Genomic DNA, 13,476 nt, shown 5'->3' with positions numbered 1-13,476 from the left:
TCGGTCCGTCAGTGGGCGTTGTTCTGCTGCGGGTTGTACGTCCGTTCCTTGACGTCCAGCTCGACCTTGACCGGATCGGCCTTCTCGAAACGCAGTTCGACGGTGATCTTCTCGCCGACCTTGGGCTGGCTCTTGAGTCCCATGAACATGATGTGGTTGCCGCCGCGCTCCAGCTGCAGCTCACCGTTGGCCGGTACGTCCATGGACGTGACCTGCTGCATCTTCTGGTTCTTGGTCTCGTGGATCTCGACGTCGTCCGAGAGCGGGCTGGTGACCCCGGTCAGCTTGTCGCCGGCCGCGGAGGCGTTCTTGATGACCATGAAGCCGCCGGCCATCTTGTCGTTGACCGGTTCGGGCATGAAGGCGCCGGTGACCGTCATCGCGGTGGGGGCGGCGTCCTTGGAGCCCGCGGAGTCCTGGGAGTCCTTGGAGTCGGCGGAGCAGCCGGATATGGCGAGTGCGGCCGTCAGGGAGAGGGTGGCGGCGAGGGTGCGGGTGGTGCGGCGGTTCACGGGTTCTCTCCCTTGATGATCTTCGGCAGGTCCTTGGTGTAGTCGTCGACGGTGGTGCCCTCGCCGTAGAGGACGTAGCCCTCGTCGGTCTTGGGGCTGAACGCGATGACCTGGGCGCCGTGCATGGACACGACGCTGCCGTCGGCCTCCTTCTTGGAGGCCTCGACACCGATGCCGAGAGTCTTGGCGGCGGCCTGGATGGCGGGGAAGTCCCCGGTCAGTCCGGTGAAGGACGGGTCCTGGGCCTGCAGCCACGCGCCGAGCGAGGCGGGAGTGTCCCGCTCGGGATCCGTGGTGATGAAGACGATCTGGAGCTTGTCCTGGTCGGCCTTGGGCAGCGCCTTCTTGGCGACGGCGATGTTGCTCATCGTCAGCGGGCAGACGTCCGGGCAGTTGGTGTAGCCGAAGTAGATCAGCGTCGGGCGGCCCTTGGTCTGCTCACGCAGGTTCCACGGCTTGCCCGTGGTGTCCGTGAGCGTGACATCCGGCTTGGTGAAAGGACGGTCGAGGACGGTGCCGGCCTTGGTCCTGGCCGGTGCGTTCACCTCCGCGACCGGCTTGTTCCCGGGCTCGCCGCCACAGGCGGTGAGCGTGAGCGCGGCCGCCGCCAGCAGGGCGGCGACCGTTACACGTGTGGTGCGCATGGAGAAATGTCCCTGGAATCGGGGGATGGTTCGGATGTGAGGAGCGCGGCAGGCTCAGGAGGTGCGGCGGCGCGAGGCGACGCCGAAGGCGACCCCACCGAGGCCGATGACGATGCCGGCGACGCCGAGGGCCCGCGCGGTGTTGTCGGTGCTCTTGGCGGCGGCGGTGTCGTGACCGTCCTTGCCGTGCTCGTCCTTCTTGTCGGTGCTCTTGGCGTCGGCGTTCTTGTCGCCACCGTGGTGGCCGGCGCCCGTGGCGGCGGTCAGCTTCAGGACCGGCGCGGGGGCCTGCGGCTCGGCCGCGCCCTCCTTGGTCTCCTCGATCCAGCGGACGACCTCGCCGTTGTCGTACGTCTGGATCGCCTTGAAGACCATCTGGTCGGCGTCCTCGGGCAGCTTGCCGACGGAGACGGGGAACTGCTGGAACTTGCCCGGCTCGATCTTGCCGCCGGTCCAGGTCACCTTGGTGACGGCCTCGTTGATCTGCTTGCCGTGGACCGTCAGCGGCTTGTCGAGCTTGGTCTTCTCGACGGTGACCGTCCAGCCGGGGACGTCCTGCGGCATCACGGACGTGAGCGGCTTGTCGGCCGGGAAGTTGACCTCGACCTGGTTCGTCGCGGCGTTGTCGCGCTCGTTGGGGACCTTGAAGTCGATGGTCGCGTACCCGCCCTTGGTGGCCTCGCCGGGCTGCACGCTGACGTGCGCGAAGGCGGTGCCGGAGAGGGCGAGGACGGTGCCGGCGGCGAGGGCGGCGGCGACGGGGACGCGCGAGGTCTTCATGGCAGAAACTCCACGGAAAGCTGGTGGCGAAAGGGCTCCGCGCACGGCGCGCGCGGAGTTCGCGGCACCGGTGCTCCCCCGGATGTCCCGGGAGCGGGGGCGCCGCGTCAGGCTGCGAGGGAGAACGCCGTGGCCGGCGGACCGCGCCGGATCACCGTGTGGTGCAGTGCCTCGCGCCCGGCACGGCAGGCCTGCCCGGCCGCCCCGTACCCGGGGCGCGGGGCCGGGGAGAGCGCGCCGCGCAGACCGGCGGCGAGCGCCCGTACGAAGGCCAGCGCGGCGCGCAGGGCCCGTACGGGAGCCGCTCCCGCGGTGCGCCGCGACAGCTGGAGGAGGCGGAAGAGGGCGGCGTCGCCGCGCCCGAGCAGCCAGCCGGCGGCCAGCGCGGCCAGCAGGTGGCCGAGCAGCATGGGCAGGCTGAACAGGCCGCTCCCGGGCTCGGCCAGGGCCTGTGCGACCTGGGCGTGCGCGCCATGGCCGGTGTGCGCCGCGGCGCCGGTGGCGCCCGCCGCCTGCGCGGCGTCGCCGGCCTGCGCGGCCAGGGCGGCCGGGTCGATCCCGGCGGTCGCCAGGATCCGCCGCGCTTCGGCGGGGCTGAGCGGGACCGTGTTGCCCCCGCAGACCAGGCGCGCGGCGAGGGCCGCGAGCGAGGTGTCGGCCGAGGCGGCGCCGGTGCCGGCGCCGGTGCCGGTTCCGGCCACCGGGCCCGAGGCCACCGCGGCCGTGTGCTGGCCCAGGCCGAAGAGGGTGTGCAGCGCCAGCTGCCCGCCCGCCAGCGCGGCGGCGATACCGGGCAGTGAACGCCGACGCCCGGCCAGTGGCGCCGCGACCGTCAGCACGGCCAGGAACGCGAGGCAGACCGCCCACCAGGGCACCGTGGCGCAGGAGGCCACGGCGTGACCTGCGGCGGACAGCACGACGCAGACCGCGGCGAACACCGCGGCCCGCAGCAGCCGGAGGCCGGCTCCGGCGCGCATCGTGTGGGGGGCAGTCATGGCCGGGCCATCATCGCACTGCGCTGATGCCGTCCATACAGCAGGTCCGGAAGGTCCCTTGAGTCCCCCTTGACCACCGATGCCCGCGGCCGACGACCGACGCGCGCGGCGCCCATACCTCGGCCCCGCGAGGTCTCGCATCGGCCGAATGAGGGCTCTGGCCGTCGCCGGGCGCTTACGCCGGGTCGCGGGCGGCAATAGGTAACGGTATGAGCATCTGGTGGTCTCTCCACTTGAGGCGCGAGGCCGCGAGCGTTCCGCTCGCCAGGCGGCTGCTGCTGGGGACGATGGAGACCGCGGGGGTGGACCCGGACATCTCCTTCGACCTCTCGGTGGCGCTGAGCGAGGCGTGCGCGAACGCGGTGGAGCACGGCGGCACGGCGACCGACGGGGCGCCCGGTGGGACGCCGGGTGGTGAGGCCTACCGCGTCACGGCCTACCTCGACGGTGACTGCTGCCGGATCGAGGTGACGGATTCGGGCCCGGGGTTCCCCCCGCAGACGGTGGCCCGTCACAGTCCCCCGGCCCCGGGGGCCGCGTACCGGGAGAGCGGCCGGGGCCTGTGCCTGATCGAGGAGCTCGCGGACCACGTCCGGTTCCGCAACCGTCCCGGGCGGGGCGCCGTGGTGACCTTCGACAAGATCCTGAAGTGGCGCGAGGGCGCGTTGCTGAAGGCGTCGTGACGCGCCGGTGGGCGGCACCCCGGGGTACCGGGGTGCCGCCCACCAGGGCATCGCGACGGGGCGCAGGTGCGAAGGGGCGCCGTCAGCCCTTGAGGCGGGCCATCCAGGCCTCGACCTCGTCGGCCTGCCGCGGGAGGCCCGCGGACAGGTTCCGGTTGCCGTCCTCGGTGACGATGATGTCGTCCTCGATGCGGACACCGATGCCGCGGTACTCCTCGGGCACCGTCAGGTCGTCGGCCTGGAAGTACAGGCCCGGCTCGACGGTGAGGCACATGCCGGGCTCCAGGGTGCCGTCGACGTACGCCTCGGTGCGCGCGGCGGCGCAGTCGTGGACGTCCATGCCGAGCATGTGGCCGGTGCCGTGCAGGGTCCAGCGGCGCTGGAGACCGAGCTCCAGGACGCGCTCGACCGGGCCCTCGACCAGGCCCCACTCGACCAGCTTCTCGGCGAGGACGTGCTGGGCCGCGTCGTGGAAGTCGCGGAACTTGCCGCCCGGCTTCACCGCGGCGATACCGGCCTCCTGGGCCTCGTAGACCGCGTCGTAGACCTTGCGCTGGATCTCGGTGTAGGTGCCGTCGATCGGCAGGGTGCGCGTGACGTCGGCCGTGTAGAGGGAGTGCGTCTCCACGCCGGCGTCCAGGAGCAGCAGGTCACCGGAGCGGACCGCGCCGTCGTTGCGGACCCAGTGCAGGGTGCAGGCGTGGGCGCCGGCCGCGCAGATGGAGCCGTAGCCGATGTCGTTGCCCTCGACGCGGGCGCGCAGGAAGAAGGTGCCCTCGATGTAGCGCTCGGAGGTGGCCTCCGCCTTGTCGAGGACCTTCACGACGTCCTCGAAGCCGCGGACGGTGGAGTCGACGGCCTTCTGGAGCTCGCCGATCTCGAAGTCGTCCTTCACGGCGCGGGCCTCGGAGAGGTAGACGCGCAGCTCCTCGTCGCGCTCCTTGGTGACCTTGTCGGTCAGGGCGGCCTCGATGACGGTGTCGTGGCCGCGCACGTTGCGGACCGGGCCCTCGGCCTCGGTCAGCGCCTCGGCGAGCTTGCGCACGTCCTTGGCCGGGATGCCCAGCAGCTGCTCGGCCTCGGTCAGGGAGTGGCGCCGGCCGACCCACAGCTCGCCCTGGCCGGACAGCCAGAACTCGCCGTTCTCGCGATCGGAGCGCGGCAGCAGGTAGATGGTGGCGGTGTGGCCGGTCTCACCCGCGGGCTCGAGGACCAGGACGCCGTTCTCGGTCTGGTCGCCGGTGAGGTACGCGTACTCGGTGCCGGCGCGGAAGGGGTAGTCCGTGTCGTTCGAGCGCGTCTTCAGGCGGCCCGCCGGAACGACGAGGCGCTCGCCGGGGAAGCGCGCGGACAGCGCCGCGCGGCGGGCGGCGGTGTGCGCGGCCTGCGCGATGGGCTCCAGCCCGTGCAGCTCGGTGTCGGCCCAGCCGTTGCGCATGTTCTCGGCGAGCTCGTCGCTGACGCCCGGGTACAGCCCGTTCTTGCGCTGCTTGTGCGTCTTCTTGGGCTGCTCTTCCTCCGGGGTCTCCGGGGTGATGAGCTCTTCCGCCACGGGGCTGCCTCCTCTTGGGTACGAGATTGGACCTCATCCATCGTACGGACGTCCGGAAGGGGCCCAAGGGGCCAACGGCCCCTTGCCAAGATCAGTCGGAGCGCGGGCGCCGCCGGCCCCTAGTCGAAGCGGGCGGCGAGCAGCACGATGTCCTCGGTGCTCTCCCCGGCGTCCTGCCCGTCGGGCAGGACGGTGCGCAGGACGTGGTCGCAGATGGCGGCCGGGTCGTCGCGCACGGCCCGCGGGACGCTCGCGGCGGCCGCGTGCAGGCGGGCGTACGCCCGGTCCATGGCGTCGCCGGTACGGTGCAGCAGCCCGTCGGTGTAGAGAAGCACCGTTTCTCCGGGTGCCGGTTCGATCTCCACGCTGGGTGCCTCCCAGCAGGCGAGCATCCCCAGCGGTGCGGACAGCGAGGTCTCCACGTAGTCGGTGCGGCGCTCGCCGATGAGCAGCGGCGGGGTGTGCCCGGCGCCGGCCAGGACGATCTTGCGCTGGGCGGGCTCGCAGTAGGCGAACAGGGCGGTGGCCGAGCGGGCGGGCTCGGTCAGGCGCAGCAGCAGTTCCAGGTCGGACAGGACCGCGACGGGGTCCTCGCCCTCCATGACGGCGTACGCCCGCAGGGAGGCCCGCAGCCGTCCCATGGCCGCCACCGCGCTGGGGCCGGTACCGGTGACCGAGCCGACGGCGAGCCCCAGGGCCCCCTCGGGCAGCGGCAGCGCGTCGTACCAGTCGCCGCCCCCGGCGGGGCCGGTGACGTGGCGGGCGCCGAGCTGGACGCCGGGGACCCGCGGGAGCCGGCTGGGCAGCAGTTCCTCGGCGACGGTGGCGAGCCGGGCGCGGGACCGCTCCACCTCGAGCATGCGGGCCAGGTGCTCGGAGCCGTGCCGTACGTAGAGGCCGACGAGGTCGCGCTGGCGGTCGTTCGGTTCGGCCTGCTCGTCGTAGAGCCAGACGGCCGCGCCGAGCCGGCCGGTGGCCTCGGCGGTCAGGGGCAGCGCGTAGCTGGCGGCGTAGCCGAGGCGGGCGGCGACCTCACGGTGGCGGGGGTCGACGGGGGCGGCGGAGCCGGCGCCGGGGACGGCGTCGGGCTCGGGGAGTACGTCCGAGCCGCCCTCGGCGTCGGGGAGGCCGTCGAGGATGCGTCCGTAGGAGGTGGCGCTGCGCGGGACGGTCTCGATGTGGCCGAGGTCGGCGCGGCCCAGGCCCAGGCCGATGGTGGAGGTCGGGCCGAGGCCGTCGGAGGGTTCCAGTACGACCAGGCCGCGGCGGGCGCCGACCAGTGCGGCCCCGGCGCGCAGGAACTCGTGGAGCGAGCCGTCGAGGTCGGTGGTGCGGGCGAGGCGTTCGGTGAGTTCGTGCAGCGTGGTGAGGTCGGAGACCATGCCGGCCAGGCGGTCCTGGATGAGCATGCCGGGGGCGGTCGGATGGGAGGTCGCGGGGATCGTGCGGGCGGGCGTGGGCGCCGCAGTCTGGGGGGAGCCCGCAACCGCGGGATCGATTCCAGCCACTTTCGGCAGATGCGGGGCGCTCATGGCGTCCGCCTTTCCAGCTGGTGCGATTCGCCATATAGCATCGCAAACCCCCAGATCGTGCTGCGCCGCCATCAATGGATCCACATCTACACGCAGATGTGGATCGATGTCCAGCATTGCCCAGGTGGGAATCCTGGTGTCCGTGGGACGACAACTCACCGTCCGGTGAAGGCTAGAACTTGGCTGGAAAAAGCCGGAAGCGGACCCTTTTTGCGATCGACTGGGCGGCGCCGAAGTGGCTCCGGGTACGTAATCGGTGGTACCCGGGGTCAGTTGGTGCCCTCCCGGTGGCTGCCGGGAACCGTCCGGTGCGGGCCGCCGTCCTTAGCGGCGCACCCCCGGCCGGACCCCCGCGCGGGTAGCGCTCCATCCCCCGCCGGACGTTTCATGGACCGTAAGAAAACTGCACGAACCGTGTGAAAGTGCACCTGACGGACAGTGGCGCGAAACGTGTACGTGTGGTGAAACATCGCATACATGGTGTGATGTGGCCCTCGGCGTTCAACGGAAAGGAACGAGCGCTCATGCGCGAGATCCTCGGAAGGCGTCTCCAGCGGCTCCGCAGCTCCTTGCAGTCCCGCTCCCTCCCGTCCCTCCCGTCTCTTCCGGCTTTCCAGCCCCTGCGGTCCCTGCGTTCCTCCGCCCGGCAGGGCGACGACCGTGACGTTCTCCTCGATGCGGCCCTCCACTGCGCCACCGCCTGGCGCTGGCCGGTGCTGCCCGGCGTGGGCCGGGCCGGGGTGGACGGCTCGCGCTGCGCGTGCCCCGACCCCGACTGCGTCGTACCGGGGGCGCACCCTTTCGACCCCGGTCTGCTCGCCGCCACCGTCGACGCCCGGATGGTGGCGTGGTGGTGGACCAACCGTCCGGCGGCGCCGGTGCTGCTGGCCACCGGGGGCACGGCCCCGTGCGCGGTGAGCCTGCCGGCGGTGGCCGGACCGCCGGCTCTGGCCCGGCTGGACGCCCGGGGGCTGCGGCTGCGGCTGGGGCCGGTGGTGGCGACGCCCACGCGCTGGTCGCTGCTCGTGGCGCCGTACTCGCTGGAACGCCTCGGCGAACTCCTCCACGCCAAGGACCACGTACCGTCCTCGTTGCGTTTCCACGGGGAGGGCGGCTATCTGCTGCTGCCACCGTCGCTCGCGTCGGGCGGCGGGCGGGTGCGCTGGGAGCGGGAGCCGGCCGCACGGTCCGCACGGCCCTGGTTGCCGGAGGTCGAGACGGTCGTCGACGCACTGGTGGAAGCGAGCAGCGGGGCACCGGGCGGCGGCAGCCGGCTCGCGTACTGATCCCCGACGGCCCGCCCGCCGGGCCTGCGGGGCCCGGGCGCGGGCCTGCGGGGCTCGCCCGCCGGGCCTGCCGGGGCTCGCCCGCCGGGCCTCGCCGCCTCACTCGTACGGGTGCCACGGGGACGAGTTTCCCGGGGAATTGGGCGCGGGTATCTCCGCGCTCCATTCCCGCGTCGCTATCTTCGGCGAATGAATCTCCGCCTGATCGGTATCGGTGCCGGTGTGCTGATCATCTTGTCGCTTCCGCTGGCGGGCGCGATCGCCGGGCCGGATTTCGCCGGTCGGGGCGACGGAAAGGGCACCGGGCTGCTGACCTCGCTGGGGCTGTCCGAATCCGAACGCCGGTCCGCACCCGCGGCGGCCGGGTCCGGGCAGCCCGGCCCGCCCGAGCAGACGCGCCACGACGCGCACTGCGGTCCCGAACTCTCCTCGCCGGACGGCGTGGAGGCGCAGACCTGCGTCCTGGCCGGCGAAGGCCTTACCTGGGGCCGCAGTTACTACCGCAATACCAGTGGACGCGCTCTGGACGCCGTACTGACCCTGATGGGACCGGCGGGGCGGACATGGCAGATCCGGTGTGCCGTCGGGGCCGGTGACGAGCCAGGATTGTGCGAGACGCCGCGCGAATCATCGGCGGGCGGGGCGGACGCGTACTCGGCAGTTGCGGAATTTGCAGTTCCGGATGATGAAGGGCGCCTGCTACTGCGATCCGGAAGCAACTCACCCGTCCCGGGCGACGGTTGACCGGCGCCGAAATGGAAGGGCCCGGTCGCTGGCGACGGGGGATGCACCAGCGACCGGGCTACAAGAACGGTAACAAGAGATCGCCTGTTCGCAAATTCGATCTCTGATATTCGGACATCGATTTGCAGGCGATTAGCGGGAGTTGTGACCGCGGTCACCGGCCCTGCGGAGGTGCCGCCGTCAGCTGAGCGTCACCTGGCGGTTGGTCAGACCACCGCGTGCGCGGCGCTCCTCCGTGGTCAGCGGCACGTCCGTGGCCAGGGCGTTTGCCAGTCGCTCGGCGAACTGGGCGGCCGGCTTCTCCACATCGGAGGCACTCGTTCCGGTCGGCAGGTCCCAGACCGGGACCATCAGGCCGTGCGCGCGGAAGGAACCGACGAGCTTGGTGCCCTCCCCGAGCGAGGTCTCGCCCGCCACCTGCAGTCGCGCCAGCGCGTCGAGCAGCTTCTCCTCGGCGTGCGGCATGACCCAGCGCAGGTGGTTCTTGTCCGGGGTCTCGCACCAGTAGGCCGCGTCGACGCCGCTGAGCTTGACCGTCGGGATGGCGGCGGCGTTGGCGCGCTCCAGCGAGGCGGCGATCTCCGGGGTGGAGGCCTGGGCGCTCTCCGAATCCGGAATCCAGAATTCGAACCCGGTGTGGACAACCGGCTCGAAACCGCCGTCCGTGTCGAGCAGATCCTGGAGGCGGACCCCCTCGGTGGGCACCCGGCGCGGCGGAACCGGATTCCCCGGTTCGGTCGCGAGCGCGCGCTCCAGGGTGTCGGCCATGTCCCGGGCGAGGTCGCCGGAGGAGGAGTCGTTCTGCAGACCGAGCAGGATCGAGCCGTCCTCGCGGCGCAGCGCCGGCCATGCCATCGGGAGTACGGTCGCCAGCGTCACGGACGGGACGCCCTCGGGGAGGCCGCCCTTGAGGTGCAGCGGCACGGTGGCCGCGGGCACCAGCTCGCGCAGCGCCACCCAGTCGCACTCGCCGGGCAGGCCCTCGAAGGGGCGGTTGACCAGCTCGGTCACGGCGTGCGCGGCGGTGCGGCCGTGGCAGGCCTTGTAACGGCGCCCGGATCCGCAGGGGCAGGGCTCACGGGCTCCCACCACCGGGATTTCCCCGTCTTTCAGCTGCGGCTTTGCTGCGGGGCGCTTCTTCGCCATCGTGGGTGTCTCCCGGTTGCGACGGTACGGCGTCACGTACGTGCGTTACGTGACGCGCGCGAGCCTAGTCGCTCGTACCGTCGGAACCCGTCGGGTGCGGCCGGGAGTACGGTCGGCGTGCACTCCCGGACGGCCGCCTCTGCGGAGGACCGCCCCTCGAGATCAGTGATCGAGATCGTCGAAGGGCACCGTGAAGTCGATCGACGGCGACGCAACGCGCGTAGCGAAATCGTCATGCCGGTGCCCGGCAGCGACGACGACCCACACGGTCACCTCGCCCGCGACCCCGTCGCGGACACCCCAGTCCTGGGCGAGGGCGCTGATGATGTTCAGCCCCCGGCCGCCGCGTGCGGTGACCGAGGGCGTGGCCGGAGTCGGGCGGGTGGGCCCGCCGCCGTCCGTGACCTCGACCGTCAGCCGCCCCGCGCTGTCGACGCGCCACGCGGCGCGTATGTCTCCGTCGCCGATCTCCCGGGCACCCAGCGGTCTGCCGTGCCGGCAGGCATTGCTGAGGAGCTCGGAAAGGATCAGAACGGCGTCGTCGACGACCGATTCGGGCACCCCGCTGATACGCAATTGCTCACGCATGCGGTGCCTTGCTTCCCCCACGCCCGCAGGGCCATGGGGTACGGCCATGCACGACGACGTGGGCACCTCCTGTGCCACCACCAACGCCACCCCCGGAACCTCCTTAGCCCCACGCCATGGTCTGGATGCCCCAATGGCCTGGACCGGAAACCGCCGTGCCGCAGGCCCCTGACGCATTCATGACGATCGAATGCGGAACGGATGCGCCGGGGCACACCCTGTGACGGACGGGATGGTCGGGGCGGCAGTGCAAACCGGGACGTCAGCGGCCGAGTTGTGACAGAACTTGGCGTGGCCGGTTCGTAATGATGGCTTCTACTCCCAGATCAGCGCAGAGCTGAACATCTTCCGGTTCGTTCACGGTCCATACGTGCACGGAGTGGCCGGCAGCCTGGAGCTTCCGGATGAATCCGGGGTGATTGCGGACGATCCGTATCCCCGGCCCGGCGATCCGCACCCCGGCCGGCAGGCGGCCGTCCCGCATGCGCGGGGAGATGAACTGCATCAGGTAGACGGTGGGGACCGTCGGGGCGGCCGCGCGCACCCGGTGCAGCGAGCGCGCCGAGAAGGACATGATCCGTACGGGGTGCGGACCGTCGGCGGGCGGGGCGTCGAGCCCGAACCGTTTGAGGAGGAAGAGGAGCCGGTCTTCCACCTGTCCGGCCCAGCGGGTCGGGTGCTTCGTCTCGATGGCCAGCTCCACCGGGCGGCCGGCGTCGGCGATCAGCTCCAGGAGTCGCTCCAGGGTGAGCACGGACGTACGCTCGGGGTCAGCGACCCAGTCAGGGGCTTCCTCGCGGTCCTTCCAGGACCCGAAGTCCAGAGCGGCGAGATCCGCCAGCTCCAGGGCCGAGACGGCGCCGCGACCGTTGGAGGTGCGGTTGACGCGGCGGTCGTGGACCAGCACCAGATGGCCGTCGGCGGTCAGTCGCACATCGCATTCGAGGGCATCGGCCCCGTCTTCGATGGCCCGGCGGTAGGCGGCCAGGGTGTGCTCGGGAGCGTCCTCCGAGGCACCGCGGTGGGCGACGACCTGGATGGGGCGCGGCGTTGCGTGGGTCACCGGGTCATGGTGCCACTGACCAGGGCCAGCGCGCCGGGCCAGGCATAAACCCACAGGTCCGGCTTACAGTGCTCTGACGGTACATGGGAAAGGCTTCGCCCAGGAACTTGTGCGGTCGGCCGAACGTTCGGCCGGACCGATGTCCAGAAGCCGTGCGACGAGGAGAGAGCTGTGAGCACCGAGAACGAGGGCACCGCGGCCCCCACACCCCCCGTGGCCCCGTCCGCGCCCCCCGCGCCGGTGGCCCCTCCGACCGCCGCGGGCGCGGCCGCACCGCAGGACCTGACGAAGCACGACGACCGCCAGGCGGCCCTGGCGGCCCAGGCCCCGGCTGCGGCCCCGGCGGCGCCCGAGGCGCCGGCCACGCCGCCCGTCCCGGCGGCCCCCGCCGAGGCGCCGGCCGCGCCGACCGCTCCGGCCGCACCCGCTCCGGCGTACGGCGCCCCCGCGGCCGCCGGCGGCCCGTACGACGCCGAGCCGACCCAGCAGCTGCCCGCCACCCCGGCGGCGGCCGAGCACGTCCCGGCCGAGGCCGCCCCGGTCCCCGGGTACGCCGCCCCGGCGCCGGCCCCGGCCTACGCCGGCCCGGGTCCCGGGCAGCCGACGACGCACGGCTCCGGCGGCTGGCCGCCGCCCCCGCCCGCCGTCCCGGCGTACGGTGTGGCCGGCCACGGCGTACCCAGTCACGGCGCACCGGGTCACGGTGGCGGCGGCCCGGTCTGGGGCGCACCCCTGACCACCGACGGCACCCCGCCGCCCAAGAAGTCCGGCAAGGGCGGTGTGATCGCGGCCGTGCTCGCGGCCGCGCTGCTGGCCGGCGGTATCGGCGGCGGCGTCGGCTACCAGCTCGCCCGGAACGGCGGCACCGGCATCGGCTCGACCACCGTCAGCGCGGGCGACACCCCTCGGGACCTCAAGCGCGAGCCCGGCTCGGTCGCGGGCATCGCCGCCAAGGCCCTGCCGAGCGTCGTCACGATCAAGGCGTCCGCGGGCGACGGCGAGGGCGGCACCGGTACCGGCTTCGTCTACGACCAGCAGGGCCACATCCTGACCAACAACCACGTGGTGGCCTCCGCCGCCAACGGCGGCAAGGTCTCCGCGACCTTCTCCAACGGCAAGGAGTACGAGGCGGAGGTCATCGGCCGTGCCCAGGGCTACGACGTGGCGGTGCTCAAGCTCAAGAACCCGCCCGCAGGGCTGGCCCCGCTGCCGCTGTCGGACTCCGACAAGGTGGCGGTCGGCGACGCGACCATCGCCATCGGCGCGCCCTTCGGCCTGTCCAACACCGTCACCACCGGCATCGTCAGCGCCAAGAACCGTCCGGTGGCCTCCAGCGACGGGGGCGGCGCCAAGAACTCGTACATGAGCGCGCTGCAGACGGACGCCTCCATCAACCCGGGCAACTCCGGCGGTCCGCTGCTGGACGGCCGCGGCGCGGTCATCGGCATCAACTCGGCGATCCAGTCGGCGGGCAACGGCGGCTTCGGCGGCGGCCAGGCCGGCTCGATCGGCCTCGGTTTCGCCATCCCGATCAACCAGGCGAAGAACGTCGCCGAGCAGCTGATCAAGACCGGCAAGCCGGTCTACCCGGTGCTGCTGGTCTCCGTGGACCTCCAGGCCAAGGTGGACGGCGCCAAGATCTCCGAGGGCGGCGCGGCCGCCAACGACCTGGTCGACCCCAACGGCCCGGCGGGCAAGGCGGGCCTGAAGCCCGGCGACGTGATCACCGAGTTCGGTGGCAAGCCGATCGACAGCGGCCCGACCCTGATCAGCGAGATCTGGACGTACAAGCCGGGCGACACCGTCAAGCTGACCTACCTGCGCGGTGGCAAGCCGACCACGGTCGACGTCACGCTCGGCTCGCGCACCGGCGACAAGTAGCCGTCGCCCCGCCGCAGATGTGATGACGCGGCGACGTGACGACGTGACGACGTGACGGCGTGACGGCGTG

General features: G+C 72.3%; 13 protein-coding genes. 4 read left to right on the top strand and 9 right to left on the bottom strand.

Features of this window, described 5'->3' with window-relative positions; all coding sequences use genetic code 11:
- Positions 1 to 8: 8 nt before the first annotated feature.
- The 4 genes from ACZ6KO_RS29485 to ACZ6KO_RS29470 all read right to left on the bottom strand — a co-directional run bounded on the left by ACZ6KO_RS29485 (position 9) and on the right by ACZ6KO_RS29470 (position 2,931).
- A complete protein-coding gene (locus ACZ6KO_RS29485) occupies positions 9 to 512 on the bottom strand; it encodes a copper chaperone PCu(A)C (RefSeq protein WP_469307048.1) in 504 nt (167 codons plus the stop codon).
- Entirely contained in the window at positions 509 to 1,156 is a 648-nt protein-coding gene (locus ACZ6KO_RS29480) for an SCO family protein (RefSeq protein WP_469307047.1), read from the bottom strand. Before ACZ6KO_RS29480 ends, ACZ6KO_RS29485 begins: the two co-directional genes overlap by 4 nt.
- Positions 1,157 to 1,210: 54 nt before the next feature.
- Positions 1,211 to 1,936: a YcnI family copper-binding membrane protein gene (locus ACZ6KO_RS29475; protein ID WP_469307046.1), complete on the bottom strand. Its 726-nt coding sequence runs from the start codon at positions 1,934 to 1,936 to the stop codon at positions 1,211 to 1,213.
- 107 nt (positions 1,937 to 2,043) lie between these two features.
- Positions 2,044 to 2,931, bottom strand: coding sequence for a hypothetical protein (locus ACZ6KO_RS29470; RefSeq protein ID WP_469307045.1), 888 nt, complete (start codon positions 2,929 to 2,931; stop codon positions 2,044 to 2,046).
- Between the two features lie 209 nt (positions 2,932 to 3,140).
- Between ACZ6KO_RS29470 and ACZ6KO_RS29465 the strand changes: the two genes are divergently transcribed.
- Positions 3,141 to 3,614, top strand: a complete 474-nt coding sequence (locus ACZ6KO_RS29465; protein WP_469307044.1) for an ATP-binding protein — start codon at positions 3,141 to 3,143, stop codon at positions 3,612 to 3,614.
- Positions 3,615 to 3,696: 82 nt separating this feature from the next.
- Here the strand turns inward: ACZ6KO_RS29465 and ACZ6KO_RS29460 are convergent, their stop codons facing one another.
- Together ACZ6KO_RS29460 and ACZ6KO_RS29455 are read right to left on the bottom strand one after the other, a co-directional pair.
- Positions 3,697 to 5,166, bottom strand: coding sequence for an aminopeptidase P family protein (locus ACZ6KO_RS29460; RefSeq protein WP_469307043.1), 1,470 nt, complete (start codon positions 5,164 to 5,166; stop codon positions 3,697 to 3,699).
- Positions 5,167 to 5,285: 119 nt separating this feature from the next.
- A complete protein-coding gene (locus ACZ6KO_RS29455; RefSeq protein ID WP_469307042.1) occupies positions 5,286 to 6,815 on the bottom strand; it encodes a PP2C family protein-serine/threonine phosphatase in 1,530 nt (509 codons plus the stop codon).
- 407 nt (positions 6,816 to 7,222) lie between these two features.
- Between ACZ6KO_RS29455 and ACZ6KO_RS29450 the strand changes: the two genes are divergently transcribed.
- Both ACZ6KO_RS29450 and ACZ6KO_RS29445 read left to right on the top strand, forming a co-directional pair.
- Entirely contained in the window at positions 7,223 to 7,984 is a 762-nt protein-coding gene (locus ACZ6KO_RS29450) for a bifunctional DNA primase/polymerase (protein WP_469307041.1), read from the top strand.
- Positions 7,985 to 8,173: 189 nt separating this feature from the next.
- A complete protein-coding gene (locus tag ACZ6KO_RS29445) occupies positions 8,174 to 8,728 on the top strand; it encodes a hypothetical protein (protein WP_469307040.1) in 555 nt (184 codons plus the stop codon).
- A gap of 180 nt (positions 8,729 to 8,908) precedes the next feature.
- Here the strand turns inward: ACZ6KO_RS29445 and ACZ6KO_RS29440 are convergent, their stop codons facing one another.
- The 3 genes from ACZ6KO_RS29440 to ACZ6KO_RS29430 form a co-directional block, all read right to left on the bottom strand.
- The gene (locus ACZ6KO_RS29440) at positions 8,909 to 9,874 is read right to left on the bottom strand and encodes a DUF5926 family protein (protein WP_469307039.1); all 966 of its coding nucleotides are present in this window, start codon (positions 9,872 to 9,874) and stop codon (positions 8,909 to 8,911) included.
- A 162-nt stretch (positions 9,875 to 10,036) separates the two neighbouring features.
- Entirely contained in the window at positions 10,037 to 10,639 is a 603-nt protein-coding gene (locus ACZ6KO_RS29435; protein ID WP_469307038.1) for an ATP-binding protein, read from the bottom strand.
- Positions 10,640 to 10,724: 85 nt separating this feature from the next.
- Complete coding sequence (locus ACZ6KO_RS29430) at positions 10,725 to 11,525, bottom strand: glycerophosphodiester phosphodiesterase (RefSeq protein WP_401444594.1); 801 nt, start codon at positions 11,523 to 11,525, stop codon at positions 10,725 to 10,727.
- A gap of 171 nt (positions 11,526 to 11,696) precedes the next feature.
- On the opposite strand from ACZ6KO_RS29430, the gene ACZ6KO_RS29425 reads away from it, so the two are divergent.
- On the top strand, positions 11,697 to 13,406 hold the full coding sequence (locus ACZ6KO_RS29425; protein WP_469307037.1) for a S1C family serine protease: 1,710 nt from the start codon (positions 11,697 to 11,699) through the stop codon (positions 13,404 to 13,406).
- Positions 13,407 to 13,476 lie beyond the last annotated feature (70 nt).

The organism is Streptomyces sp. NPDC042102, assembly GCF_055582305.1.
This window is presented reverse-complemented; position numbering and strand designations above follow the sequence as displayed.

Coding starts and splice junctions, on each gene's coding strand:
- ACZ6KO_RS29480 (WP_469307047.1), bottom strand. CDS start 1,156: ATGCGCACCACACGTGTAACGGTCGCCGCCCTGCTGGCGGCGGCCGCG.
- ACZ6KO_RS29475 (WP_469307046.1), bottom strand. CDS start 1,936: ATGAAGACCTCGCGCGTCCCCGTCGCCGCCGCCCTCGCCGCCGGCACC.
- ACZ6KO_RS29470 (WP_469307045.1), bottom strand. CDS start 2,931: ATGACTGCCCCCCACACGATGCGCGCCGGAGCCGGCCTCCGGCTGCTG.
- ACZ6KO_RS29465 (WP_469307044.1), top strand. CDS start 3,141: ATGAGCATCTGGTGGTCTCTCCACTTGAGGCGCGAGGCCGCGAGCGTT.
- ACZ6KO_RS29455 (WP_469307042.1), bottom strand. CDS start 6,815: ATGCTGGACATCGATCCACATCTGCGTGTAGATGTGGATCCATTGATG.
- ACZ6KO_RS29450 (WP_469307041.1), top strand. CDS start 7,223: ATGCGCGAGATCCTCGGAAGGCGTCTCCAGCGGCTCCGCAGCTCCTTG.
- ACZ6KO_RS29445 (WP_469307040.1), top strand. CDS start 8,174: ATGAATCTCCGCCTGATCGGTATCGGTGCCGGTGTGCTGATCATCTTG.
- ACZ6KO_RS29440 (WP_469307039.1), bottom strand. CDS start 9,874: ATGGCGAAGAAGCGCCCCGCAGCAAAGCCGCAGCTGAAAGACGGGGAA.
- ACZ6KO_RS29435 (WP_469307038.1), bottom strand. CDS start 10,639: ATGCGTCAGGGGCCTGCGGCACGGCGGTTTCCGGTCCAGGCCATTGGG.